19 protein-coding genes are annotated in these 25560 nt (G+C 58.5%); 6 read left to right on the top strand and 13 right to left on the bottom strand.

The features are described from left to right. Positions 1 to 117: 117 nt before the first annotated feature. From AACY19_RS18800 to AACY19_RS18770, 7 genes are all read right to left on the bottom strand, one after another. Entirely contained in the window at positions 118 to 546 is a 429-nt protein-coding gene (locus tag AACY19_RS18800) for an AprI/Inh family metalloprotease inhibitor (RefSeq protein WP_339452777.1), read from the bottom strand. A gap of 93 nt (positions 547 to 639) precedes the next feature. Continuing rightward, a complete protein-coding gene (locus tag AACY19_RS18795; RefSeq protein WP_339452775.1) occupies positions 640 to 2106 on the bottom strand; it encodes a serralysin family metalloprotease in 1467 nt (488 codons plus the stop codon). A gap of 436 nt (positions 2107 to 2542) precedes the next feature. Beyond that, the gene (locus AACY19_RS18790; RefSeq protein ID WP_339452773.1) at positions 2543 to 2794 is read right to left on the bottom strand and encodes a hypothetical protein; all 252 of its coding nucleotides are present in this window, start codon (positions 2792 to 2794) and stop codon (positions 2543 to 2545) included. A 134-nt stretch (positions 2795 to 2928) separates the two neighbouring features. Next, the gene (locus AACY19_RS18785; protein ID WP_339452771.1) at positions 2929 to 4014 is read right to left on the bottom strand and encodes a polyamine ABC transporter substrate-binding protein; all 1086 of its coding nucleotides are present in this window, start codon (positions 4012 to 4014) and stop codon (positions 2929 to 2931) included. Positions 4015 to 4085: 71 nt separating this feature from the next. Next, positions 4086 to 4430: a cupin domain-containing protein gene (locus AACY19_RS18780; RefSeq protein WP_339452770.1), complete on the bottom strand. Its 345-nt coding sequence runs from the start codon at positions 4428 to 4430 to the stop codon at positions 4086 to 4088. 31 nt (positions 4431 to 4461) lie between these two features. After that, positions 4462 to 5868, bottom strand: a complete 1407-nt coding sequence (locus AACY19_RS18775) for an NAD(P)/FAD-dependent oxidoreductase (RefSeq protein WP_339452768.1) — start codon at positions 5866 to 5868, stop codon at positions 4462 to 4464. Between the two features lie 52 nt (positions 5869 to 5920). Beyond that, positions 5921 to 6736: a helix-turn-helix domain-containing protein gene (locus AACY19_RS18770; protein WP_339452766.1), complete on the bottom strand. Its 816-nt coding sequence runs from the start codon at positions 6734 to 6736 to the stop codon at positions 5921 to 5923. Between the two features lie 263 nt (positions 6737 to 6999). Between AACY19_RS18770 and AACY19_RS18765 the strand changes: the two genes are divergently transcribed. Next, on the top strand, positions 7000 to 7272 hold the full coding sequence (locus tag AACY19_RS18765; RefSeq protein WP_339452764.1) for a DUF1652 domain-containing protein: 273 nt from the start codon (positions 7000 to 7002) through the stop codon (positions 7270 to 7272). Positions 7273 to 7321: 49 nt separating this feature from the next. On the opposite strand, the gene AACY19_RS18760 is transcribed toward AACY19_RS18765, so the two are convergent. Continuing rightward, positions 7322 to 9796 carry a UvrD-helicase domain-containing protein gene (locus tag AACY19_RS18760; protein WP_339452762.1) on the bottom strand — a complete coding sequence of 825 codons (2475 nt, stop codon included), beginning with the start codon at positions 9794 to 9796 and terminating at the stop codon, positions 7322 to 7324. 259 nt (positions 9797 to 10055) lie between these two features. Between AACY19_RS18760 and AACY19_RS18755 the strand changes: the two genes are divergently transcribed. Next, a complete protein-coding gene (locus AACY19_RS18755) occupies positions 10056 to 10751 on the top strand; it encodes a pirin family protein (RefSeq protein WP_339452760.1) in 696 nt (231 codons plus the stop codon). Positions 10752 to 10817: 66 nt separating this feature from the next. Here the strand turns inward: AACY19_RS18755 and pgm are convergent, their stop codons facing one another. From pgm to AACY19_RS18735, 4 genes are all read right to left on the bottom strand, one after another. Further along, complete coding sequence (pgm, locus tag AACY19_RS18750; protein ID WP_339452758.1) at positions 10818 to 12464, bottom strand: phosphoglucomutase (alpha-D-glucose-1,6-bisphosphate-dependent); 1647 nt, start codon at positions 12462 to 12464, stop codon at positions 10818 to 10820. 106 nt (positions 12465 to 12570) lie between these two features. Further along, entirely contained in the window at positions 12571 to 13971 is a 1401-nt protein-coding gene (locus tag AACY19_RS18745) for an aminotransferase-like domain-containing protein (protein WP_339452756.1), read from the bottom strand. 49 nt (positions 13972 to 14020) lie between these two features. After that, on the bottom strand, positions 14021 to 15484 hold the full coding sequence (locus AACY19_RS18740) for a hypothetical protein (protein ID WP_339452754.1): 1464 nt from the start codon (positions 15482 to 15484) through the stop codon (positions 14021 to 14023). 548 nt (positions 15485 to 16032) lie between these two features. Then, the gene (locus AACY19_RS18735; protein ID WP_339452752.1) at positions 16033 to 17055 is read right to left on the bottom strand and encodes a zinc-dependent alcohol dehydrogenase family protein; all 1023 of its coding nucleotides are present in this window, start codon (positions 17053 to 17055) and stop codon (positions 16033 to 16035) included. Positions 17056 to 17324: 269 nt separating this feature from the next. On the opposite strand from AACY19_RS18735, the gene AACY19_RS18730 reads away from it, so the two are divergent. From AACY19_RS18730 to AACY19_RS18715, 4 genes are all read left to right on the top strand, one after another. Next, entirely contained in the window at positions 17325 to 18242 is a 918-nt protein-coding gene (locus tag AACY19_RS18730; protein WP_339452750.1) for a LysR family transcriptional regulator, read from the top strand. Between the two features lie 310 nt (positions 18243 to 18552). Then, positions 18553 to 19806, top strand: a complete 1254-nt coding sequence (gene mexE / locus AACY19_RS18725) for a multidrug efflux RND transporter periplasmic adaptor subunit MexE (RefSeq protein WP_339452748.1) — start codon at positions 18553 to 18555, stop codon at positions 19804 to 19806. Positions 19807 to 19821: 15 nt separating this feature from the next. Beyond that, a complete protein-coding gene (locus tag AACY19_RS18720; RefSeq protein ID WP_339452746.1) occupies positions 19822 to 23013 on the top strand; it encodes an efflux RND transporter permease subunit in 3192 nt (1063 codons plus the stop codon). After that, complete coding sequence (locus AACY19_RS18715) at positions 23010 to 24431, top strand: efflux transporter outer membrane subunit (RefSeq protein WP_339452744.1); 1422 nt, start codon at positions 23010 to 23012, stop codon at positions 24429 to 24431. The genes AACY19_RS18720 and AACY19_RS18715 overlap by 4 nt, the downstream gene beginning before the upstream one ends. A gap of 184 nt (positions 24432 to 24615) precedes the next feature. On the opposite strand, the gene AACY19_RS18710 is transcribed toward AACY19_RS18715, so the two are convergent. Continuing rightward, the gene (locus tag AACY19_RS18710; RefSeq protein ID WP_339452742.1) at positions 24616 to 25560 is read right to left on the bottom strand and encodes an HlyD family secretion protein; all 945 of its coding nucleotides are present in this window, start codon (positions 25558 to 25560) and stop codon (positions 24616 to 24618) included.

Raw genomic sequence — 25560 nt, 5'->3', positions numbered from 1 at the left:
GGACAATTACACTTTCATAACAACTAGCGTTAATTAATGCGGTGCAGTTGCCGTGACCGTGTTTGTTATAACCACTGGTTGGCGCGTTATATGAAAACCTTGTCGTTCACGGGTGATTCATGGCTGTTGCGAATCGCGCTGCAGCGTAATGATCAACCCCGACTTCAAAGTCGCCAGATAAAGCCCATCACTTTGTCGGCTGAAGAACTGGATTCTTGAGCCTTCCTTGCCGGTGATTGACAGGCCATCCGGGTCGGGAAACCAGCCGATGGGTGTTTCTTCCAGCCACGCACCCAGACAGTCGGCGCCCTTGCCCAGCGTCTGGTTCCTGTGCAACTCGACGCTGCAGGTATTGGAAGGCTTGTCCTGCAGTTGTTGCGCCTGGGGGGCGTCATTGTGCGCGGACAATGTCGCCTGCCAATGCCCTTCGAATACGGAGGGATCTTCGAGTCTGAGGCTGCTTGCCATGCTTGTTTCTCCTGAAACCATGAGCAGTGCCGCCGAAAGCCACGCCACTGCCTTGTAGGTAAAAGCTTTACTGATCATGGGAATATTCGCTCCGGCGCGTAGCCTTGCCTACACATTCAGCCGATGCAAGTGAAGAAAGCGGCGCTTCACGCGCCGCTTTCCACGGTTACATCACGCCACGATGTCGCTGTACGCCGCCTGGCCAACGGTGCTGACCTGGAAATCCGCCGAGCCGTGGCCGGAGAAGTCCACCGACAGCAGGCTGTTGCCGCCCGACGAGGTCAACACTGCATCGCCCGCTGCGCCGGTGAAGGCGCTGACGAAATGCAGGCCGGCACCCTTGGTGATACCGGTCAGATCGATTTTGTCGAGACCGCTGACGAAATCGAGGATCTGATCGATTGCACCTGGCTTGGAGTCAGAGCTGGCCGCGAACACAAACGTGTCCGAGCCTGCGCCACCCCACAGCTTGTCAGCACCGCCGGCGCCGTAGAGGATGTCGTTGCCGGCACCGCCCTTCAGCTCGTTGGCCACACTGTTGCCGATCAGCAGGTCATTGCCTGAACCGCCGATGGCGTTCTCGATGATCGCACCCTTGGCAATGGACACGTTACCCACCAGGCCGCCAACGTCGGAGAACGAGGCGTCATTGAGATTGATCTTCTGGTTCTGGGTGAAACCGGAGAAGTCCAGAGTGTCCTTGCCACCGGCATCCCACACCGAAAACACCACTTTGTCACTCGACGACGAAGCGCTGAGGAAATCGCGACCGGTGTTGGAGTTGAAGCCGTAGGTGGTGTCACCGGTACGGGTGGTGGTGTTGGCGCCATAGAGCTTCTGGATTGCAGCGATATCGTCCATCAACGGACCGGACGAATAGGCTTCTACTCCGCCCTTGCTGAAGTTCTGATTGGTGTTGCTTTCACTCCAGTAACTCATGACGCTGTAGCCGCGGGTGTCTTGTCCGTAGGAAGCGTCGTTGTAGGTCGGGTTGCCATTCCCGGCGTTGTAGTCGCCAGGGTGAGCGAGACCCAGGGAGTGGCCGATCTCGTGAGTCAGGGTCTGACGACCGTAGTTGTTCAGATCCGGGTTTTTGTTCTGCGTGTAGCCACTGTTGATCAGGTACCACGAGGTGCCGTCGTAACCGTTGCCAGTGCCGGGCAGATACGCGAACGCTGCAGCGCCATCCTGGCCGCCGCTGTAGTTACCGAAGGTCATGTGGCCGTCACCGCCCGAGGTTTTCTCGGTGAAGGTGACGTTGGCCACGTCGGCCCAGGACTGCATGGCGAGCTTGGCTTGGGCCTTTTGTTGTGCACTGAACTGACTGAACCCAGTGATCCCGTGTTTGTACATCGTGCTGGACGATGCCGAGGTCAGGAACGTGTAGGTGAGTTCGATCTTGCCGCTGCCATCCTTGTCCTGGTAGGCAGCGCCGTCGCGCAGCAACTGGGTTGCGGCCTGGTCGACGGAGAAGGAGGGTTTGCCATTGACCGTGAGGTTGCCGCCACGGTCGTACTGATGGCTGAAGCTACTGATCTGGTTGTAAGCCGAACTGGCCGCGGCCAGTGGCTGCACCGCGCCGATTGGCTGGAAAGCCTGTTCGGCAGTATCAATAGCATTCGCTTTAACTTTCGACATAAACACACTTCCTTGTTTAGCAATGGAACAGTTTTTGTCAGATAGGGACAATCCCTGGCGAGATCGTCCTATCACTCGCCCAATGAAGGCGTAAGAAACCTGACACAATTTGAAATCTGCCGTAAAGGATTTTTTTGAGTTCAAATCGGGCTGTTTCGGGAAACTGCCGTAAACAAAGCGTGCGGGGATGAAAGAATGTTTTAGTTGCGGGGCTTTCGCCTAATTGTCTGACGATTTTGTATTTAAATATTAAATATGGGTAAGTTGTTTTTCGTTATGTGCTTCTCACTTTCCCGCACTTTATTAGTGCGATGCCAGTGTATTGATATCAAACCCGATGGGCCACGCAACGACGCTCCTGTCACTCCGTGAGTTATCGAGTGAAACGAGCCGGCCTCGTTTCACTCGACACACCCGATGAATAGCAGAGTGAGCATCATCCTTGCAGCTTGGTAAAGATTGTTTCCTTGTCGGTCAGGACCCCTATTTGCTGCAACACATCATTGATGGTGCCCCACATAGCGAGATCCTCATATGTGGTTTTGCTGTCCAGGGTTCGACGCAGCGAGAGCAGCACGTTCAATCGGCTGACTGCCAAGTCATCCGAAGTCGCTCCTTTGTCGATAATGCGTTGAGCAGCAAGATTGATTTGCTCTTCAACGTAAGCCTGCAGTTCTGACTTCACCATGATGTAACTCCTTTGCATACGGTGTGCGTGAAACACAACCGTACAAAGGCTATTGGCCAAGTTCAACTGTCAGATCTGACAGGTAGACACACGAAAAACCAGGCGCGACCATCAGATGAGCGCTTCGATCAAGGTTAGCTACCCGTCCGAATCTTGTTCCAGACGCGCGTGCGAATCCGGTCAATGTTCAGCGGCATCGCCTCCAGCGCGAACAGCTTGCCCATCATTTCCGGGCTCGGATACACCTTGGTGTCGTTTTTGATCGCCGGGTCGATCAGGCTGTCTGCCTGTTCATTGCCGTTGGCGTAATGCACGTAGTTAGTGATGCCGGCCATCACGTCCGGGCGCATCAGGTAGTTCATGAACGCGTAACCGGCCTTTTCGTCAGGCGCATCCACCGGCATCGCCACCATGTCGAACCAGATCGCCGCGCCCTCCTTGGGAATGGCATAACCGATGTCGATGCCATTGTTGGCTTCCTGGGCGCGGTTTTCCGCCTGGAGGATGTCGCCCGAGAAACCGACGGCGACACAGATATCGCCATTGGCCAGGTCACTGGTGTACTTCGAGGAATGGAAGTAGCTGACATAAGGCCGGACTTTCATCAGCAGCGCTTCGGCCTTCTTGTAGTCCTCGGGATTTTTGCTGTGCGGCGGCAAGCCCAGGTAGTTGAGTGCCGCTGGCAGCAATTCCGGGCCGTTGTCGAGAATCGCCACGCCGCACTTCTGCAGCTTTTCCATGTACTCGGGCTTGAAGATCAGGTCCCAGGAATCCACCGGCGCATTGTCGCCCAGCACGGCTTTGACCTTGGCGATGTTGTAGCCGATGCCGGTGCTGCCCCACAGATAAGGGAAGCCGTGCTCGTTATTCGGATCGTTGACCTGCAAGGCCTTGAGCAGCACCGGATTGAGGTTCTTCCAGTTCGGCAACTGGCTCTTGTCGAGTTTCTTCAGCGCCCCGCCCTGAATCTGCCGGGCCATGAAGTGGTTGGAGGGAAATACCACGTCGTAACCGGATTTACCGGTCATCAGCTTGCCGTCGAGGGTTTCGTTGCTGTCGTAGACGTCATAGGTGACGCCGACGCCGGTCTCTTTCTCGAAATTTTTGGTGGTGTCCGGTGCGATGTAGTCGGACCAGTTGTACACCTTGACCGTATCCGCCGCTTGAGCGAGGGAAACAGCCAGCATCAGCGGTGCCAGAGCGAGGGTTTTGCGGATCATGAGTCGATTCCTGTGCAGGTTTTTTTTGTTGGCAGGCAATCAAAGGATCAAATAATCAGAAAATCAGAAAATCAGAAAATCAGCACGTAGCTCTTGCGCACGGTTTCGTGGATATCCCAGATCCCGAGCGTGTTGGCCGGCAACATCAGTGCGTCGCCACCTTGTATGTGCAGGGTTTCGCCGCCACCGTCCGGAGTGAACGTGCAGCGCCCGGAAATGAAATGGCAAAACTCCTGAGCGGTAATCTGCCGGCGCCAGCGTCCTGGGGTGCATTCCCAGACGCCGGTTTCGACGCCGTCGTCGCGCTCGACGCTGGTGGTTGAGGCAATCGCAACCGGCTCGCCGAGCGGCACGGCGACCGGGTTCGACTCATCCAGCTGCAACGTGGCGGTGTTCTTGAACTGCGTGATACTCATGGTCTGACCTGTCTGTTGATGGATACGGCGTTTAGTGCATGAAACCTTCCATGAAGCCGGCGACCTGACTGGCGAGCTTGCGCCGCCACGGCGCAGTCGCGGGGTTGGCCAGGGTCTGGTCTTCATGGACAAAACTTCTGATGATCGCGTTGTAGCCGAGCCAGCGGCAGGGTTCCGGCTCCCACGGGCGCAAGGCATGAATTGCGCCGTCCGGCAGCACCCACGGCTGCTGCGTGAGCTCGGTGTCACGCTCGAGAATCAGATCCGCCAGCGTGCGCCCCCCAAGGTTGCTGGCGCCCACGCCCTCGCCGCCATAACCGCCGGACAGCGCGATGCGATTGGCGCGATCACAGAGCATGTGCGGCTTGAAGTGCCGGGACATACCGAGGTTGCCTCCCCAGGCATGGGTAATCTGGACATTTTTCAGTTGCGGGAAGAGTTCGCCGAACAGGTAGCGACGCAGTTCGACTTCATCGCGCGTGAGGTCGAAGTTGTGGCGCAGTTTGCCGGCGAACTGATAGCCGCCACGGGCGCCGAAAATCAGCCGGTTGTCGGCACTGCGCTGACCGTAGGTGACCTGACGGCTGAACTCACTGAACGCCTGGCCGCGATTGAGGCCGATTTCGTCCCAGGTCGCCGCAGACAACGGCTCGGTGGCAACGATCAGGCTTTGTACCGGCAATTGATAACGGCCCAACGGCGGCAAAGTGACGGAGTAGCCTTCAACTGCCGGGACGATCCAGCGACCGCGTACACTGGCCTTCGCCGTGCGCAGGCTCCCCGCCTGCCAGTGCGTGACGGGGCTGTTTTCGTAGATCTTTACGCCCATGCTCTCCACGGTTCGCGCCAGGCCCCGCACCAGTTTTGCCGGGTGAATCGTCGCAACGTGGGGGGCATAGATGCCGCCATAGGGCTTGGCGACGCGAATCTGCTGCGCCAGCTGCTCTGGGCTGAGCCAACGGTAGTCGTCGTCGGTCAGGCCCTGTGCGTGGAGTTTGCTCAGGTACTCGCGCAGTGTGGCTTCCTGCTCCGGATAGCGTGCGGCGCAGTAAAGCACCCCGCCTTTGCGGTAATCGCAGTCGATGCCTTCACGTTCGAGGACAACTTCCACTTCGTCGGGAATGCTGTGCAACAGGTCGAACGAGGCGCGGCGCTGTTCGGGGGACAAGCCGGCGAGCAAGCGATCCTCGCCGAGCAGGTTGCCCATAAGCCAGCCGCCATTGCGCCCGGACGCCCCGAAACCGGCGGTTTGCGCCTCGACGATGGCGATATTCAGACCCGGAGCGAGTTGCTTCAGGTAGTAGGCGGTCCACAGTCCGGTGTAACCGGCGCCTATGATCGCGACGTCAACATCCAGATCCTGCTCAAGTTCGGCGCGCGCGGTCAGCGGCTCATTGAGTTGATCCATCCACAAACTGATAGTGCGCCACGCCGGCATGCAAGACTCCGCCACTGAAAACCTTCGATGGCGTCGATCCTAGTGGCAGTCCTCAGGAGATGTCTTGCGCGCGTGTCCGCAAAGAAATTTGTTTCGCGTAAGCCTTTGGCGACTGGCCCGTGTGTTGGCGGAAACAGCTGTAGAACGCCGACAACGAGTTGAATCCGGCAGCAAACGCCAACTCATCAATACGCAGTGGCGGCGTGGCGTTATCCAGCGAGCGCAGCAAATGTTGCAGGCGCGCCTGATTGACGTAGCGATAGAAGCTTTGCCCAAGCACTTGATTCAACAGATAGGAAATCTGGTTGCGGCTGTAACCGCACTCCTTCGCCACTCGCTGCAGATCAAGTTCGGGATCGAGATAAGGTTGCTGGCGCTGAAAGTACTGCTGCAGGTCTTCCGCCATGAAGCTCAGCTGCCGTGGCGACAGGCCCAGGCGGCTGACCGCCGGACGCTGGTTCGGCGCGGTCGTGCCATGAGGCTGGGTGCGCACCAGTGAAGCGTATTCGTTGACGCGCCAGATCAGCCCGTCCTTCACCGTGATGGCTTCGCTGGAGCGGAACGACACCAGCCCCTCGCCGCCGCGCAGGGTGATTTCGTATTGAATGAATGCGGTGTTGCCATCGACGCGAATGCGGTCGCAATGCTCCAGCAGTTCGTCGGATTCGCGCGGCATGCTGACCCGCACATACTCGCGCAACTCGTCGAGGCCCAGCACGCGGTTCTGGAAGAAATCGTTGTATTGAACATCTGGATGGTACAGCGCCATCACGGCATCCAGGTCCCGGTGTTTCCAGCTCAGGTGGTAGCGCATGACCGTAGCGGCCGTGGCTTCGGTCTGTTGTGGGCCGTCGTCGTCGGCGTGCATAAGAGGCTCGGCGAAAAAGAAACGAGCTTGCCGAAGTTCATCGCGCGCTTCAATGAGTATTCAGTGATGGCATTGTGGCGATGTCTGACAGCGACGTGACACATATCAAAAAAAACCGATCAATCGCCAATCGGACTGAGAAATTTCGCGGTATTTTCACATTCGGATGCTACTTTTAACCCTTATCAACGGTCGGGCCAATGAAGGCTCTTCCCTCCTACCATGAGCAAAAGGAAGCGCTCGATGCTGAAGGCGGGCAACACATGAATAAAGGGTCAAGCAAAGTCACGTTCCCCAATGCCTGCCAGTTGATGCGCTGGCATTTTCATCCAATGGGTTTTGAGGCGACGATGGATGCACCGGGCAGCCTGATTGCCCGTCTGTTTGATCGCGCCAGCGGTGAAACCCTGATCGCCATTGCCGGGATTCCCTGTGCAACAGTGATGAACGCCGCCGATGTCGAGCGAATAATCGAAGCGGTGGAAGATGAGTTGGAAGCGTTCGTTCCTCCAGAGTCTCTCAAGAACTACGCATAACTCCATGTTTTACAACAAAAAAGCCCGCTTTCATGCGGGCTTTTTGTGGTTATGCAGTTTGTTTTTCTGGCCGGTGATCCGCGAAGAACGGCTTGCCTTTGGCCACGCGGTCAGACGCTCGTGGCATCTTCACCGCTGCTCCATCCTGCGCTTCGACGTACCAATAGCAGTGACTCACCGCACGGGTGATGCCCACATAGGCTAGGCGCAGGATTTCGTCCTTTTGTGCCGAGTCATAGGGCTCGGTGTCGCCGTTTTTGCCCAGTCCGGCCATACGATAGACCTGATTCTTGTAAGGCGAACTGGTCAGGTGCTGACAGTCCCCCAAAAGGAATACCGCGTCGGCCTGCAAGCCCTTGGCGCTGTGATAGGTCAATTGCTTGAGGCGTCGGGATTCATACGGCAACCTCGAATCAACATTAACTACAGACTGAATATGCTCTTCTATCAATAACTTATCACTGCTTTTTCGATAGAGCATCAAGATTGAATGGCCCTGCCGATAGTGCTCGGCCAAGCGCTCGCCCAATCCTTGATCGTCACGCTCAAGCACGGTCACAGGCTGCAAGGGTTTCGGCTCGCCACTGGCTTTGGCTTTTTTGCCGGCAATCGCCGGCGCGGCGCGGACGATGTGTTCTGCCGCATCAATGATGTGCTGATGGCTGCGATAGTTATCGCTGAGCATGACCCTGGTCGTACTCGGTGACGGGAACTCCTTGTTGAACTCCATGAAATAACTCGGCGAACTGCCGCGCCACCCGTAGATCGACTGCCAGTCATCGCCGACGCACAGCAGCGAAGACCGCTGCGCCCCACGCCCGACGTGCATGGCCGGGCCGCGACTGCGGATCTCCGTCAGGCTCGCGCGAATCCACGAGACAATCTGCGGCGACACATCCTGAAATTCATCGATCATCAGGTGCGACATCGGTCTGAGGAGTGCATCGCTTAACAGCTTGAGGTTCTCCGGCGAATGCTCGCTGAAGAGCGCAAACATTCGGTTGTAGGTCATCACGGGTGGCTTTTGATCCAGCAAATGATCTTCGAATGCCCGCCAGAACAGGCTCAGCGCCTCAAAGAAGAACCGGTCCGGATCATCCTTGGCGAAGCTCATGCGGCCGACCGCGTCTGGAACGTCGAGCCCCAGGTTCTCGATAAAGCCGGCAGCGGCAACAAAACAGTCGAGCAATGGCGCGGAAGTCAGTTCGCCCTTGACCTTGTAGTCGAAACCCGGGCCGGCGCTGGCATCGCCCGCCAACGCAGCGAGCACACGCTTGGATGAGTCATAACTATCCAGCCAAATCAGAGGTTTATGACAGAAAGCTTGAAACAGAGTGCGTTTTACAGCCCATTCCGCGCGCACTGACAGTTTCGCGTTTGGCCGACACAACTGTGGGTTTTCCCGTGAATCGAAGCCGAGTACTACCCATGCATCGAGGCTGGGTATGTAGCCGTGGCAATGAAATCTTGAGCCATTGATGTCAAACGTCTGGCGGCTCGGCTCAATACCTTTGATCGGCCAGGCGCCTGCGCGGAACCACAGATCCTCGATGACATCGCACAACTCTTCATCGCGCTTGGCAGCGAGCTCGGTCACGGCCATGCGTTTCTGCACGTCCGGGTGATCGCGCTCAAGCTCCTTGAGCTGTAAGCCGGCCCGGGACAGCGGCTGAATCACTTCACGGAAACGCTCGTCCTTATTGAACAAGCGGTGATAGCAGGCATTCAATTGCTGGCGCTGGGCATCGTTGATGCGCAGATCGAACGGGTTACTGTCGACTTCTTCTTCGCCGCCCTGTGGTCGATCGCTGAGGTTTTCAAACGCCCGCAGGCGCTCGAACCCCGGCAAGCTGCGCACCATCGGCAAAATCCGCGAGTGGAATGTCCTCACCAGTTCGCGCGCCTGCTTCAGACTCAGGGCCTGATCCCACAGCGCGAACAGCTCGATCATTTTGTTGATGAAATCCTTGCGCGACTCGCGGGTAAAGGTCACCACGGTCATGGCATCAAGCTCAAAACCCAGGTAATGGGTGAGCAACAAGATGCGCAGCACCAGCGTGGTGGATTTACCCGCACCGGCACCGGCGACCACGGAGGTCGACGGCGTGTCACTGAAGATCATTTTCCACTGCGCCGCGCTGGGCTGGGCGTGTGCAGGCAGCAATCGGGCGACGTCAGCCTTGATGCGTTTCTTCAGCTCGGCGGTCAGCGGCAAACGCCAGTCATCGAATAAGTGGTTATCGATGCTGGGCGGACGGTGTTCGGTGTTGCGACTGTCGCGAATCAACAAGACTTGCCGGCCTTCCTCCAGACCTTCCAGTCTGCCCTCTTTGTATCCGTACTCGACGCCGGCGGTATGACCGCTACGAAAGCCATCGGCCTGACCGTGCAACCAGGAAGCGCGATGTTGCGCGCGCAGACGGGTCAAGCCATGACCGAAGAAACGCGCGGCCAGACGCTTGAACCAGGGCATCTCGGCCAACGGACGAAGTTCGGGTGGAAGATCGGGGGTGTGTTGCGCCACGCTGACGGACTCCAGAGTGTGAGGCTGTTGAGGGGCTATGGTGTCTGTATTTACCGTTGAGTTCTAGCGAAATGCTTGCAGGTCATTGGTTTAGGCGCACAAGTGAAAGTGGCATGAGACGGTGCCCAGCATTTGTCTTATCAACTTATTCGATGCTGATGCCGCACTTTTTACGCTTTTTATCGATGGTTGCCTGATAGATGATCGCCGCCATAAACCCACCGGCCTCGCGTCGGGCGAACCTCTTGAGGAGACGATCATGCTTGAACTCAGACCCTTCAGCACGCTGGGCGGCGCCCATCACGGCTGGCTGGATGCCCATCACCACTTTTCGTTCGCCGAGTATTACGATCCCCAACGCATGAACTGGGGCAACCTGCGCGTCTGGAACGACGACATCATTGCCGCCGGCACGGGGTTCCCGCAGCACCCGCACCGCGACATGGAGATCATCACTTACGTGCGTGAAGGCGCGATTACCCATCAAGACAACCTGGGCAACAAGGGCCGCACCGAAGCCGGCGACGTACAAGTGATGAGCGCCGGCACCGGCATTGCTCACAGCGAATATAACCTCGAAGCCAAGGACACCAAGATCTTTCAGATCTGGATTCTGCCGAGCGAAACCGGCGCGCCCCCGTCTTGGGGTGCAAAGCCGTTCCCGAAAGGTCAGCGTGAAGGCTTTGTGACCTTGGCGAGCGGCAAGGATGGCGATGACCAGAGCTTGCGCATTCGCGCAGATGCGCGCTTGGTCGCAGCCAATATCAAGGCTGGCGAAACGGCGGAATATCGATTGGATGAAGGACGCCGGGCTTACTTGGTGCCAGCGACGGGAGTCATTGAAATCAACGGCTTGCGCGCACAAGCTCGAGACGGTGTAGCAGTAGCCCATGAGCAGTTACTGACTGTCACGGCCATTGAGGACAGCGAGATTGTGCTGGTTGACCTGGTCTGATTAGCCCACTGGAAACACTGTGGCGAGGGGATATATCCCCTCGCCACAGGTTTTGTGCCGACTTGATTACCGGGTCGAAATCGCGCCATCCACCAGGGTTTGCGCTTCAGCCACCAATTGCTTCAAGTGGTCATCACTGATGAAGCTTTCGGCGTAGATCTTGTAGATATCCTCGGTGCCCGAAGGACGTGCTGCGAACCAGCCGTTTTCGGTCATTACTTTCAGGCCGCCAATGGCTTGATCGTTGCCCGGTGCGTGGCTGAGGATGCTCTGGATCTTCTCGCCCGCCAGCTCGGTGGAAGTCACCTGTTCAGGCGACAGCTTGCTGAGCAAGGCTTTCTGCTCCGGATTGGCCTTGGCATCGACGCGCACGGAGAACGGCTCGCCCAGCTCATCGGTCAGCGCCTTGTACGCCTGGCTCGGATCACGACCGGTGCGCGCGGTCATTTCCGCTGCAAGCAAGGCCGGAATCAGACCGTCCTTGTCGGTGCTCCATACGCTACCGTCCTTGCGCAGGAACGAAGCACCGGCGCTCTCCTCCCCGCCGAAGCCCAGCGAGCCATCGAACAGGCCATCAGCAAACCATTTGAAACCAACCGGCACTTCGTACAGGCGACGGCCAAGGCGCTTGGCCACACGATCAATCAGACCACTGCTGACCACGGTTTTGCCCACGGCCGCGTCGGCACGCCATTGCGGGCGATTCTGGAACAGGTAATCGATGGACACGGCCAGATAGTTATTCGGCGCCAACAAGCCACCCGACGGAGTAACGATGCCGTGGCGGTCGTGATCCGGATCGCAGGCAAAGGCGACGTCGAAGCGCTCCTTCAAGCCGATCAGCCCCTGCATGGCGTGGCTGGACGATGGGTCCATGCGAATCTGGCCATCCCAGTCGACAGTCATGAAGCGGAAAGTCGAATCGACTTGCTTGTTGACCACTTCCAGGTCCAGACGGTAGTGCTCGGCAATGGCCGACCAATAGCGCACCCCGGCGCCGCCCAACGGATCGACCCCCAGACGCAGTTTGGCGTCACGAATGGCGTCGAAGTCGATCACATTGATCAGGTCAGCGACGTAGGTGTTCAGGTAGTCGTGGCGGTGGGTCGTGCCGGCCTTGAGCGCCTGCTCATGGCTGATGCGCTTCACGCCGGCCAGTTTGTTGGCCAGCAGTTCGTTGGCCTTGGCTTCGATCCATTTGGTGATGTGGGTGTCCGCCGGGCCACCGTTGGTTGGGTTGTATTTGTAGCCGCCGCTTTGTGGCGGGTTATGCGAAGGCGTGATGACGATACCGTCCGCCAGACCGGAGGTGCGCCCACGGTTGTAGCAGAGAATCGCGTGAGAGACTGCAGGCGTCGGAGTGTATTCGTCACCCTCGGCGATCATCACCGTGACACCGTTGGCCGCCAGCACTTCCAGGGCGCTGGCGCCTGCCGGAGTCGACAGTGCGTGGGTGTCGATGCCGACGAACAATGGACCGGTAATGCCCTGCGCTTCGCGGTACAGGCAGATCGCCTGACTGATGGCCAGAACGTGCCATTCATTGAAACTCAAATCGAAAGAACTGCCCCGGTGCCCGGACGTGCCGAACGCTACTCGCTGAGTGGAAACCGATGCATCAGGTTGGCCGGTGTAATAAGCCGTTACCAGTCGCGGGATATCGACCAACAATTCTGCCGGTGCCGGTTTGCCCGCAAAAGGACTGAGTGTCATGCAAAACCTCTGAGATCGAGTGGTTCAGGAAATACAGCGCAGTTTACTGGCAGTTTGACCGCAGTGCGATGGGATGTATCCGGGACATCACGGATGTTTTTTAACATCAGTCCCCTGGCGCAAGGCGCAAGGTATCGGCCACCCGCCCGACCACGCAGGCCAGATCATGATCACTGTGGCTGATCGGGCTCAAGCGCAGGTGTTGCCGGTAGCGGCCCTGCAGGCTGAACAGCTCGCCCGGCGCCACGACAATCAGCTGCCGGAGCAAACGATAAAATACTTCGCTCATATCGACCCGACGCACTGAACGCACCCAGACTGTCGCGCCGCCCTGAGGCTCGACAATCTGCAGCGCATCGCCCGCACGCTCACGCAGCAACTGGATCAAGTACGTACGCCGCTCCTTGAGCAGACGCTTCAAAACCAGCAGGTGCTGGTCGACGCGTCCGCTGGCATACAAACGGGCAATGGCTTTCTGGCGGTTGGCTGACAGGCGGAAGGCACGCAGCAGGAAGTGTCGTTGCAACTCATCGCGCCAGTGGCGAGACAAGAGATAACCATAAGGTGCCTCGGCGCCAATGACCTTGTCGAAGGTCGAGAAAACCAGCAGTCGATCAGGATCTAGCCAGTCGCGCAGGCGCTGGCCGTTCGGCTCGTCGGCCAGCTCGCTGCAACAGTCGTTTTCCAGCACCCAGGTGCCATGCTCGGCAAGTAACTGCGCAATCGCCTGCCGATTGGCCTGGGGGCCTGAACTCCCATGGGGCAGGCTCAACGCCGAGGACAACAGGATGAACCCTACCCGTTCAGACTTGAGCAGTGACGTCAGATGCTGGGGATCGATGGTGCCGTCTGCCTGCAGCGGCAGTTCGATCATCCGCACCTCAGCTGTTGCGAACAGACGCAGGATCACCCAGTCACAGGGTGATTCGACCAGTACCGTCGTATGCCGCAACTGCAAAACCGAAATCAGTATTTCCAGCACCGAGCGCAGGTCGGCACCGACGTAAACGTCATCAGCGTGCCAGTAATTGACCGGGGACGAGGTATATCGGGCCGCCAGCGCAGTGCGCAACTCCAGCTCGCCACAGGGTTGTACCAGCAACTGCGGCTGACGTGGATACTGGCGCAACAGCTCACGCTCCAGCGTCAGCAACGGGCTGTCCAGCGGCTGCAACGATGCCGGTTCATCCGCGCTCAGCACACACATTCCCATCTGCCGCGCATTGACATACACCGCTTCGAGCAAATCACTGCCGATACCGGGCGCTACCGCGAGCTCTGGCACCTGGGCGTAGTATCCGGACTTGGCGACCGAATAGACCCGCCCTTCTTTCTCCAGCAGCGAATAAGCGTACTGGATGGTCGATATCGACACATTCAAGCGTACTGCCAGATGCCGCAAGGAAGGCAGACGCACGGCACCACTACTGGCAGAGTCATTGATCAGCAGCGTCAGATAGCGATAGACCGCCTGATACGCGAAGTCGGTTTCCCGGACTGTTTTCATAGGTGCGCATCCCGCAAGCCGGGTGCAACACCTGGTGAGTGGTTCACGCTCAACCTTCCGCCGACCGCTCGCCTGAGTTTGACTGCACGCCCTCCACCTGCGCGTCTCGCGGGTCGAAATCGAGTGACTCGGGCAACTGGACCGGTGCCATCGCATACAGTCGGGCAATCAGCTTCACCGGCAGTCCGCTAACGTCGGTCATCCACTTCATCACCTGTTCTGGCGCATGCAAACCCTGCATCGCACGGTGCAGGTCAGGCAACGCGACCAGCATGCCCGGATGGCACTCCCGCAAAAACCGCTCCAGCCCGGCACCCTGCTCAATAAAAGGCGCGAACAACAGGCAGGTCAGTTGGGTTTCGTTGAGCCCGAAAACCTCCTGCATATGATTGACCGCATGCAAGCGTCGCTGCTCAAGATCGAGAAGATTGCCGAACGTCGCAAGCCACTGTTCACACGCCGGCTCGGGAACGTGGTTGCTGCGCATGGTTTTCAGGCTGTCCTGGAGGAATTCCGCCACGCCGGCTTCGTATGTCCTCCCCTCGATGATGCTCGCCTGCAGGCCGCGCAGATGTGCCGCCACCCTTGGTTCGGCAAATTCATGATCACCGTGATACAGGGTCAGACCATCGGTCTGGAATCCGAGGAAGTCACTCAGCAATGGCCAGCGTTCATCGAGCTTGCCGACAATCATGTCGCTGATGTCGATAAAGCTGGATCGACGACATGCCTCGAACTGCCCTTCAGGGCGCCACGGCATGTCCTCGCCGTCCGTATGAAATTGACGGTAATAGTTGCTGCCTAGACGGTCCAGCGTGGGAAACAGCACTTCGAAACCGCCGTGACTGGGCAGCAGCCCCCCTATTCCGGCCTTGAGCGCAGCACGGTTGAGTCCTTCGAGAAACAGCTTCTGCCGACTCGAGGATTCGGCACCGATCATCGCGTCGACACCGTTGTTCCAGCGAGCGATCTGGCTGTAGAACTCGGCGGTAGCCAGATAGGCGTCGTCCCAGAACTCGAGACGCTCATTGGCGATCCGTCGATGCCCCATCATCAGCAGGTTCATGCGGTTTGCTTCAAGATTGTCTTCGCTGGGTACGCCGTCATGAGCGAAGGGCAATACCTGATGATGATCCACCATCACCAGTTCAACCCGTGGATCGTCGTAAAGAAACAGCGCGCCAAAGCTGCGATGCATGTTGTGCAAGGCCGAATGACTGGTGCCGCTCAAGCGCAGCGTGGCCACACGCAATTGAAATGTCGCTGGCGCTCGCCCAGCCAGGCTCAACTGGGCGGCTCGCAGCAACGCAAGGGTATAACAGCTGTCTCGTGAACCCGACTGAATCACCATCACCTTGAAATTACCGATGTGCTCCATGCCTCCGGCGGCCACCAACAATCGCTGGATCAACAGCTGCAATGCCGTCCGTTCTGCCCGGGAGAAGAAACTCTGCAAACGCTGCAAAACTTGCTGGTAGACATAATTCATTGCCTGATCATGGATCGTGGTCATCGATATTTACCCGGTATCAATAATTTCATGCCGCGCAACGTGGGATATCCCCTGCACGACAATTCATCAATAAGTAATAGACGCTCAAATGCTAACACTTCAGCAATCGTAGTTATTTGAAACACATGAGCAGTTAATGGCTCACTGCTGCGCAGGTGTTCGCCATCAAGCCATTGTTATATAAGATGTTTTTTCTTCTAAAAAATGTCCTCGGAAACTTCCGACAACATCCCACGACAAGTGAGTACAAGAAAAAAAGACGCGACTTCGGAATCGCCCTACAACAATTAAACAAGAATTGGCGTATCGGCCTGAAGTAGCCGTTTGATATTGCGCGAAAGAAATTGAATGCACAGACATGGCTCATTCCTTGAGATGAAAGTAATCATTCAATTATCAGGGCTTATATGGCGATTAGAAGATACAGATCCACGCAAAAAACCAGTTCAGTTGCTGAGCGGTCGCGAGGCAGCGCCGGAAGGCTTCACATTTTTTGACGGGATAAACAAAAAAAGTCCGTGCGGGAGCACGGACTCTGATCGGGAGGGTTACGCAGGTTCGACTTGCAGTGCAACCCGCTCACGGCAAGGGCATTCGTCCATGTAGCGATGGGCTTCGACGAACTCGTTGAACGCGAATACGCGGGTCTTGAGCGGAAGCAGCACACGGTCAGCGGTCAATTGGTTGATGTCACGCAGGGCACGTTGCAGGGCGACGTGATCCTGGGTGATGCCCAGTTCCGGTTTGCCGGTGAAGTTGCCGATGCAGTGCACGAAAAACTGAATGTTCTTCTGGAACGCCGCACACGCCGGGAACGGTGTCTGGTTACCGCCTTGCAAGCCATACAGCACCAGGCTGCCACGGGGTGCCAGTACGTCGCCAAGCAACGACATCTGCGGGCCGCCAAGACCGTCGAACACCACGTCTACACCGCGGTTTTCGGTGATCTTGTTGATCCGCATCAGCAGATCCTCTTCCTCGGTAACGATGACCTTTTCGGCCCCCAGGGACAGCAGGTATTCACGCTCCTCCGAGGTTTTCGTCGCGGCAATCACCCTTACGCCCAACGCCTTGCCCAACTGGACAAAAGACGGACCGGCACAGTGGCTGGCGTCAGTCACCAAGGCAAACTGCCCCGGTTTGACCCGCGCCAGATCGGCGTAGGCGAAATAGGCGATCAACAGCGGCGTGTAATGCACGCTCGCCTCGACAGGGCTCAGAACGTCCGGATATCGGGTCAGCGCAGTACGCGGCAGAACGATCTGCTCGCCATAAACCGGGTAGTCGTTCGGGCTTTCGGCCGGGAAACTGGCAACTTTGTCACCCACCGACAAATCGTCGACGCCAACACCTACAGCGGTGACCACACCGGCCATTTCATGGCCAAGCCCGGATGGCAGCCGTGCCTGGGACGAGGCCAGGTTCTGGCGCCAGAGAATGTCGTACCAACTGATGCCGATCGCTTCGACACGCACCTGCACTTCGCCAGGACCTGGCTGAGCGGCCGCATGCTCTTCGCATTTGAGCACCTCGGCCGGACCAAACTTGTGAAAACGGATCGTGCGGGACATCGCAAACCTCGTCAAAGTAACCTCTAATGCCATGAACTCTATCTGGGCTTTTGACCCAAGACTATCAGTGGCTATTAATAGTCGACATGCCTGTCATTGATTCCGCAGCAGGGGCGGCATTGGCAAAATCCATGAAAAACTGCTGGCACCGTCTCAGTAAAGCTTAATTTTCCGGTGCAGAGTACCAGCCTTTCCCCGTAATATTCATGCCGGCCATTGTTCTCATATGGCCGCTCTCGTCAAGCTTGATGACTCTGCCAGGACTCCAGATGAATCGTAATGACCTGCGTCGTGTCGACCTGAACCTGTTGATCGTATTCGAAACATTGATGCACGAACGCAGCGTGACCCGCGCAGCCGAAAAGCTGTTCCTGGGTCAGCCGGCGATCAGTGCGGCGCTTTCGCGCCTGCGCAGCCTGTTCGATGACCCACTATTCGTGCGCACGGGGCGCAGCATGGAGCCGTCTGCCCGCGCGGTGGAAATCTTCGCCCTGCTCTCGCCCGCCCTCGATTCGATTTCGACTGCGGTCAGCCGTGCGGCTGACTTCGATCCGGCGACCAGTACATCGGTATTTCGAATCGGTTTGTCCGATGATGTCGAATTCGCCCTGCTGCCGATGCTGCTCAAGCGCCTGCGCGCCGAGGCACCGGGCATCGTGCTGGTGGTCCGGCGCGTCAATTACATATTGATGCCGGGCCTGCTGGCCTCCGGCGAGATTTCGATTGGTGTCAGCTACACCACCGACCTGCCCGCCAACGCCAAACGCAAGGTCTTGCGACGCAGCGCTCCCAAACTGCTGCGTGCCGACACGGTGCCGGGGCCTTTGAGCCTGGACGACTACTGCGCGCGGCCACATGCGCTGGTGTCATTTGCCGGCGACCTCAGCGGTTTTATCGATGAAGAACTGGAAAAGCTCGGGCGCAAGCGCCACGTCGTGCTCGCGGTTCCGCAGTTCAACGGATTGAGTACGTTGCTGGCCGGCACTGACATCGTTGCAACCGTGCCGGATTACACCGCTGATGCGCTAACGGCGGCGGGCGGTGTGCGCGCCGAAGATCCACCATTGCCGACGCGCACGTTCGAACTGCACATGGCGTGGCGTGGGTCGCAGGATAATGATCCGGGTGAACGTTGGTTGCGGTCGCGGATTCAGATGTTTTTCGGCGATCCGGACAGCCTCGCCTGACCTTGATAGTGTTGAGTGGCTGATGTCCGCCTTCGCAAACAGGCCCGGCCTACCCTGAGATACGCCCCTTCTTGGGAGCGAGCCTGCTTGCTGCATCAGCCTCTCGAGCCAAAGCCAGATTTTTGCATTGTCGGCAAAACAGAATTGTCGTCAAACAAATTGATAGCCTCCTAACGAAAGGCGCATGCTAGAGAGCTCGAAACGTCCTTATATCATTCCGAATGATAGTTACCTTTGCTTCATTCGATTCGTGCCATCACACCCTGCCGAGCATCATCCGCCCATCTTCAATACATTGGCGGATGAATCCATGGAACAGTCACTCAAACATTTGCGCTTCCCGTTGGCCATGTTGGCCGTACTGGTGATGAGCGCCTGCGGCAAGACTCCGGAGACTGCCGCCACCCCGCCTGCTGCAAAGGTCAGCGTGGCCAAGGTGCTTGAACAACCGGTCAACGAGTGGGACGAATTCACCGGGCGCCTGGAGGCGCCGGAAACCGTTGAAATCCGTCCTCGAGTCTCCGGCCAGATCGACGAGGTAGCCTTCACTGAAGGTGCACTCGTCAAGAAAGGCGACTTGCTGTTCCAGATCGACCCACGTCCCTTCCAGGCTGAAGTTCGCCGTCTCGAAGCGCTGGTCGCTCAAGCCCGCGCCAATGCCACTCGCAGTGAAAACGAAGCCGGTCGCGGTGAGCGTTTACGCGCCAGCAACGCGATCTCCGCTGAATTGGCCGAGTCGCGTACCAGCGCCGCCCAGGAAGCCCGCGCCGCCGTCGGCGCCCTGCAAGCGCAACTGGATCTGGCCAAGCTGAACCTCAGCTTCACCCGCGTGACCGCGCCGATCAGCGGCCGCGTCAGCCGCGCCGAAATTACCGCCGGCAACCTGGTGACCGCCGACACCACCGCGTTGACCAGCATAGTTTCCACCGACCGCGTTTACGCCTACTTCGATGCTGACGAGCGTGTCTTCCTCAAGTACACCCAGCTTGCCCGCAACGGTCAGCGCGGTGCCACCACCCCGGTGTACATGGGCCTGTCCAACGAAGACGGCAATCCGCACCTCGGTCAGATGAACTTCGTCGACAACCAGGTCAACCCGAAAACCGGCACCATCCGTGGTCGCGCCGTGTTCGACAACCGCGATGGCACGTATACCCCGGGCCTGTATGCACGTCTGAAACTGGTCGGCAGCGGCACCTACAACGCCATGCTGATCAATGACGAAGCGGTCGGTACCGATCTCGGCAAGAAGTTCGTACTGGTCATGGATGCGGACAACAAAACCGTATACCGCGCCGTCGAACTCGGGCCGAAAATCGAAGGCCTGCGCATCGTCCGTACCGGCCTGAACAAGGGCGACACAATCATCGTCAAGGGGCTGCAACGGGTACGTCCTGGCTCACCGGTCACCCCTGAAGTGGTGCCGATGGCCAGCGAACAGACCATCGCGGCACTCGCTCAACAACGTCAAGCGCTGGAAGCCAGCAACCTGCCCAAAGTCGCTCCTGCCAAAGGCGCGTCCGGTTCGGTTGCGAAGCTGGCTGCTACGACCCCACGCGGTTAAGGGACGACAACTCCGATGAATTTTTCCCAATTCTTCATTTCACGACCGATCTTCGCAGCAGTGCTGTCGCTGCTGATCCTGATCGCCGGTGCGATCTCGCTGTTCCAGCTGCCGATCAGTGAGTACCCGGAAGTTGTGCCACCGACCGTGGTGGTTCGTGCCAACTTCCCGGGCGCCAACCCTAAAGTCATCGGTGAAACCGTGGCCGCTCCACTGGAGCAAGCCATCACCGGCGTCGAGAACATGCTGTACATGTCCTCGCAGTCGACCGCAGACGGCAAGATCACCCTGACCATCACGTTCGCGCTGGGCACGGACCTGGACAACGCGCAGGTGCAGGTGCAAAACCGGGTCACCCGGACCGAGCCAAAACTTCCTGAGGAAGTGACGCGCATCGGTATCACCGTCGACAAAGCCTCGCCTGACTTGACCATGGTTGTGCACTTGACCTCCCCGGACAAGCGCTACGACATGCTCTATCTGTCCAACTACGCCATCCTTAACATCAAGGATGAGCTGGCGCGTCTGAACGGTGTCGGCGACGTACAGCTGTTCGGTATGGGCGACTACTCGCTGCGGGTCTGGCTCGATCCCAACAAAACCGCTTCACGCAACCTGACCGCGACAGATGTGGTCACCGCAATTCGTGAGCAGAACCGTCAGGTCGCGGCCGGCCAGCTCGGTGCACCTCCTGCACCGAATGCCCAGAGCTTCCAGCTGTCGGTCAACACTCAGGGGCGACTGGTCACTGAGGAAGAGTTCGAGAACATCATCATTCGCGCAGGCGACAACGGTGAAATCACTCGTCTCAAAGACATCGCTCGGGTAGAACTCGGCTCCAGCCAATACGCCCTGCGTTCGTTGCTGAACAACCAGCCCGCTGTAGCGATCCCGATCTTCCAGCGCCCAGGCTCCAACGCCATCGATATCTCGAACGAAGTTCGCGGCAAGATGGATGAGCTGAAGAAGGGTTTCCCGCAAGGCATGGACTACAGCATCGTCTATGACCCGACGATCTTCGTTCGCGGCTCCATCGAAGCGGTGGTTCACACCCTCTTCGAAGCATTGATCCTCGTAGTGCTGGTGGTGATCCTGTTCCTGCAAACCTGGCGCGCCTCGATCATTCCATTGGTGGCCGTGCCGGTATCGCTGATCGGTACGTTTGCGGTGATGCACTTGTTCGGCTTCTCGCTCAACGCGCTCTCACTGTTTGGCCTGGTACTGGCCATCGGTATCGTGGTGGACGACGCCATCGTGGTGGTGGAGAACGTCGAACGGAACATCGAACTCGGACTGACGCCGGTCGAAGCAACCAAACGGGCAATGCGCGAAGTGACCGGCCCGATCATCGCGACAGCACTGGTGCTCTGTGCAGTGTTTGTTCCGGCGGCGTTCATCTCCGGTCTTACCGGGCAGTTCTACAAGCAGTTCGCACTGACCATTGCCATCTCGACGGTGATCTCGGCGTTCAACTCGCTGACCCTGTCGCCAGCGCTGGCCGCTGTTCTTCTGAAGAGCCATGACGCACCGAAAGACCGCTTCTCCAAGGTACTCGACAAGATCTTCGGTGGCTGGTTGTTCCGTCCGTTCAACCGCTTCTTCGACCGTGCCAGCCATGGTTACGTAGGCACCGTGCGCCGGGTTATCCGGGGCAGCGGCATCGCCCTGCTGTTGTACGCAGGCCTGATGGTGCTGACCTTCTTCGGCTTCTCCAGCACCCCGACCGGTTTCGTGCCCGGCCAGGACAAGCAGTACCTGGTGGCCTTCGCGCAATTGCCGGACGCCGCGAGCCTGGATCGCACCGAAGACGTGATCAAGCGCATGTCCGACCTGGCACTGAAACAACCCGGCGTGGAAAGCGCCGTAGCGTTCCCGGGCCTGTCGATCAACGGCTTCACCAACAGCCCGAACGCCGGCATCGTGTTCGTGACCCTGAAACCGTTCGACGAGCGCAAAGACCCGAGCATGTCCGCCGGCGCAATCGCCGGGGCTCTGAACGGCCAGTACGCGAACATTCAGGAAGCGTACATGGCGATCTTCCCGCCACCGCCGGTACAAGGTCTGGGCACCATTGGTGGTTTCCGCCTGCAAATCGAAGATCGGGGCAACCTGGGCTACGACGAGCTGTACAAAGAAACCATGAACATCATCAACAAGAGCCACAACGTGCCGGAACTGGCCGGCCTGTTCACCAGTTACACAGTGAACGTGCCGCAAGTCGATGCCGCCATCGACCGTGAAAAAGCCAAGACTCACGGCGTGGCCGTCAGCGACATCTTCGACACCCTGCAGATCTACCTGGGTTCGCTGTATGCCAACGACTTCAACCGCTTCGGGCGCACCTATCAGGTCAACGTACAGGCCGAACAACAGTTCCGCCTCGAATCCGATCAGATCGGTCAGTTGAAAGTCCGCAACAACAGGGGCGAAATGATCCCGCTGGCGACCTTCATCAAGGTCAGCGACACCTCGGGCCCGGATCGCGTGATGCACTACAACGGCTTCATCACGGCTGAAATCAACGGTGCAGCGGCGCCAGGTTACAGCTCCGGCCAGGCCGAAAAAGCCATCGAGAAACTGCTCAAGGAAGAACTTCCGAACGGCATGACCTACGAGTGGACCGACCTGACCTACCAGCAGATTTTGTCCGGTAACACCGCGCTGTTCGTGTTCCCGCTCTGCGTACTGCTGGCGTTCCTGGTACTGGCCGCTCAATACGAAAGCTGGAGCCTGCCTTTGGCGGTGATCCTGATCGTACCAATGACCCTGCTGTCGGCCATCACCGGTGTGATCATCTCCGGCGGTGACAACAATATCTTCACCCAGATCGGCTTGATCGTACTGGTGGGACTTGCCTGCAAGAACGCGATTCTGATCGTCGAGTTCGCCAAGGATAAACAGGAAGAAGGCCTCGATCCGCTGGCTGCGGTACTGGAAGCCTGCCGCCTGCGTCTGCGGCCGATCCTGATGACCTCCTTCGCGTTCATCATGGGTGTGGTGCCACTGGTGTTCTCCAGCGGCGCGGGTGCCGAGATGCGTCATGCCATGGGTGTGGCGGTGTTCTCCGGGATGCTCGGGGTGACTTTCTTCGGTCTGCTGCTGACGCCAGTGTTCTACGTGCTGATCCGTAACTTCGTTGAACGCAGCGAGCAGCGAAAAGCAGCCAAGGCGCACAATCTTCAAAAGCCACTGGAGGCGCAACAATGAGTCTGAAAGTCTTCCTGCCGAGTCTGCTGGTGCTGGCCCTCAGTGCCTGCGCCGTCGGCCCCGACTACAAGACCCCAGCCACGGAGGCGGCCAACATCACGGCCGTCACCGATGGCGCCGCCGGTCAAAAGAACTTCGACCGTTCGAAATTCGAAGGCATCTGGTGGCAGCAATTCGATGACCCGACTCTCAACCAGTTGGTCACCCAATCGCTGCAAGGCAACCGTGAACTGCGTGTAGCGTTCTCCCGCTGGAAAGCTGCCCGCGCGATCCGCGACGACGCCAGCAACGACGCGATGCCGACCATCACCAGCCGCGCCAGCAGTGACCTGGCCAAGGGGCAAATCCCTGGCCAGACCACCAACCGGGTCAACAGCGAACGCTACGACCTGGGGCTGGACATGGCCTGGGAGCTGGACCTGTTCGGACGCATCCAACGCAATCTGGAAGCCAGCGACGCCGATCAGCAGGCTGCCGAAGCTGATCTGTACCAACTGCAAGTCACCATGATTGCCGAACTGGTCGACGCCTACGGCCAACTGCGCGGTGCGCAACTGCGCGAAAAGATCGCCGTGGCCAACCTGAACAACCAGCAGGAATCGCGCAAGATCACCATCAGCCTGCGCGACGCCGGCGTCGGCGATCAGCTTGATGTCGAACGTGCCGATGCGCGTCTGGCCTCGGTTGAGGCCAGCGTGCCGCAACTGCAGGCTGAGCAGGTAAGACAGAAAAACCGTATCGCGACCTTGCTGGGTGAGCGTCCGGACAAGCTGACCGTCGACCTCAGTCCAAAAGACCTGCCGGCGATTGCCAAGGCCCTGCCAATCGGCGATCCGGGCGAACTGCTGCAACGTCGTCCGGACATTCTCAGCGCTGAGCGCAAACTGGCCTCGGCCACAGCGCGGATCGGCGTGGCGAAAGCCGACCTGTTCCCACGGGTCAGCCTCAGCGGCTTCCTCGGCTGGACGGCTGGGCGCGGCTCGCAGATCGGATCCTCGGCGGCCAACGCCTGGGCACTGGGCCCGAGCATCACCTGGGCAGCGTTCGACCTTGGCAGCGTGCGCGCCCGTTTGCGCGGCGCCGATGCCGATGCCGAAGGCGCACTGGCGACCTACGAGCAACAAGTGCTGCTGGCACTGGAGGAATCGGAAAATGCCTTCAGCGATTACGGCAAGCGTCAGCAACGCCTGATCTCGCTGATTCGTCAGAGCGAGTCGAGCCGCAAGGCGGCTGACCTGGCAGAGATTCGCTATCGCGAAGGCACGACAGACTTCCTCGTACTGCTCGATGCCCAGCGTGAACGTCTGAACGCCGAGGACAGCCAGGCCCAGGCCGAAGTGGATCTGTATCGCGGCATTGTCGCGATCTACAAAGCCCTCGGTGGTGGCTGGCAGCCGGAGGCAGTGGCCGCCAGGTAATCAGTTGTTAAAGAGCTCCTTTGGTTGGCCGCAACCAACCAATTTTTTTGCCCCGCGTATCATTTGATCGCGGGGCTTTTTTTGCCTTTTTGATCGTTCCCAAGCGCTGGGCCGGCATGCAGCCGAGGACGCTGCGCATCACAAAATCAAAAGAGCGCAGCCTTCGCCGCCACTTACCCGAGGATCAGTTTTCCATCACGGTAACGGTGGCTGTGGTGCCGGCGCGCAACCGGTTTTTACCGGTATATTCGGGGTCGATGTCGATCCGCACCGGAACCCGCTGCGCCAGTTTTACCCAGGTATAGCTCGGGTTGATGTTGGCCAGCAGTCGGCTTCCCGGTGCATTTTCCCGGTCAGCTATAGCGAACGCGATGCTTTGCACGGTGCCACCGAACGTTTCCCCGCTCATCAGTTGTATCCGCACCCGATCACCCTCCTCGATCCGCGGCAACTTGGTTTCTTCGAAGTAGCCGCTGACGTAGAACGAATCGCTGTCGACCAGGGCCAGCAAGGCACCGCCGCTCACCGCATAATCGCCTTCGCGGGTCAGGAGGTTGGTTACGTAACCGCTGACCGGCGACTCGACGCGGGTACGTTGCAAATCCAGTTCGGCCTGGGTCAGCGCGGCAATCGCCAATTGCACGTTGGCCTCGGCCAAACCGAGATTGGCCTGATTGCGTAACAGGTCGGCCTGCGCTACCGCGACATCGGTTCTGGATTTTTCCCATTCCTCGCCGGAGATGGCGAAACCCTGCTTGAGGGTGCGCCGCCGACGCTCTTCGCTCTGCCGCTGTTTGAGCAGCGCTTCACTGGCAACGATGGCAGCCTGCGACTGACCCAGCGCGGCTTTGGCGACTTCCACCGAGCGGCGCGAATGCTCCACCGCCAACCGATAGCGTGCCGGATCGATCTCCATCAGTAACTGGCCCTTGTCGACATGCTGGTTGTCCTGCACCGCCAGACTGACGATGCGTCCGGAGACATCCGCCGACAGCGTCACCACATCCGCCCTCACCCGCGCATCGCGGGTCCATGGTGCGCGGGTGTAATACTCCCAGGCAAACCAGCCGAGCACGATGGCCAGAACGACCACTGCCAGGGTCATCGAGCGTGCAAGTAACACTTTCAA

Origin of the sequence: Pseudomonas sp. EA_5y_Pfl2_R50 (assembly GCF_963970475.1) — a bacterium.
Classification (GTDB): domain Bacteria; phylum Pseudomonadota; class Gammaproteobacteria; order Pseudomonadales; family Pseudomonadaceae; genus Aquipseudomonas.
The sequence above is the reverse complement of the archived record's forward strand: the minus strand, read 5'-3'. Positions and strand labels throughout refer to the sequence as shown.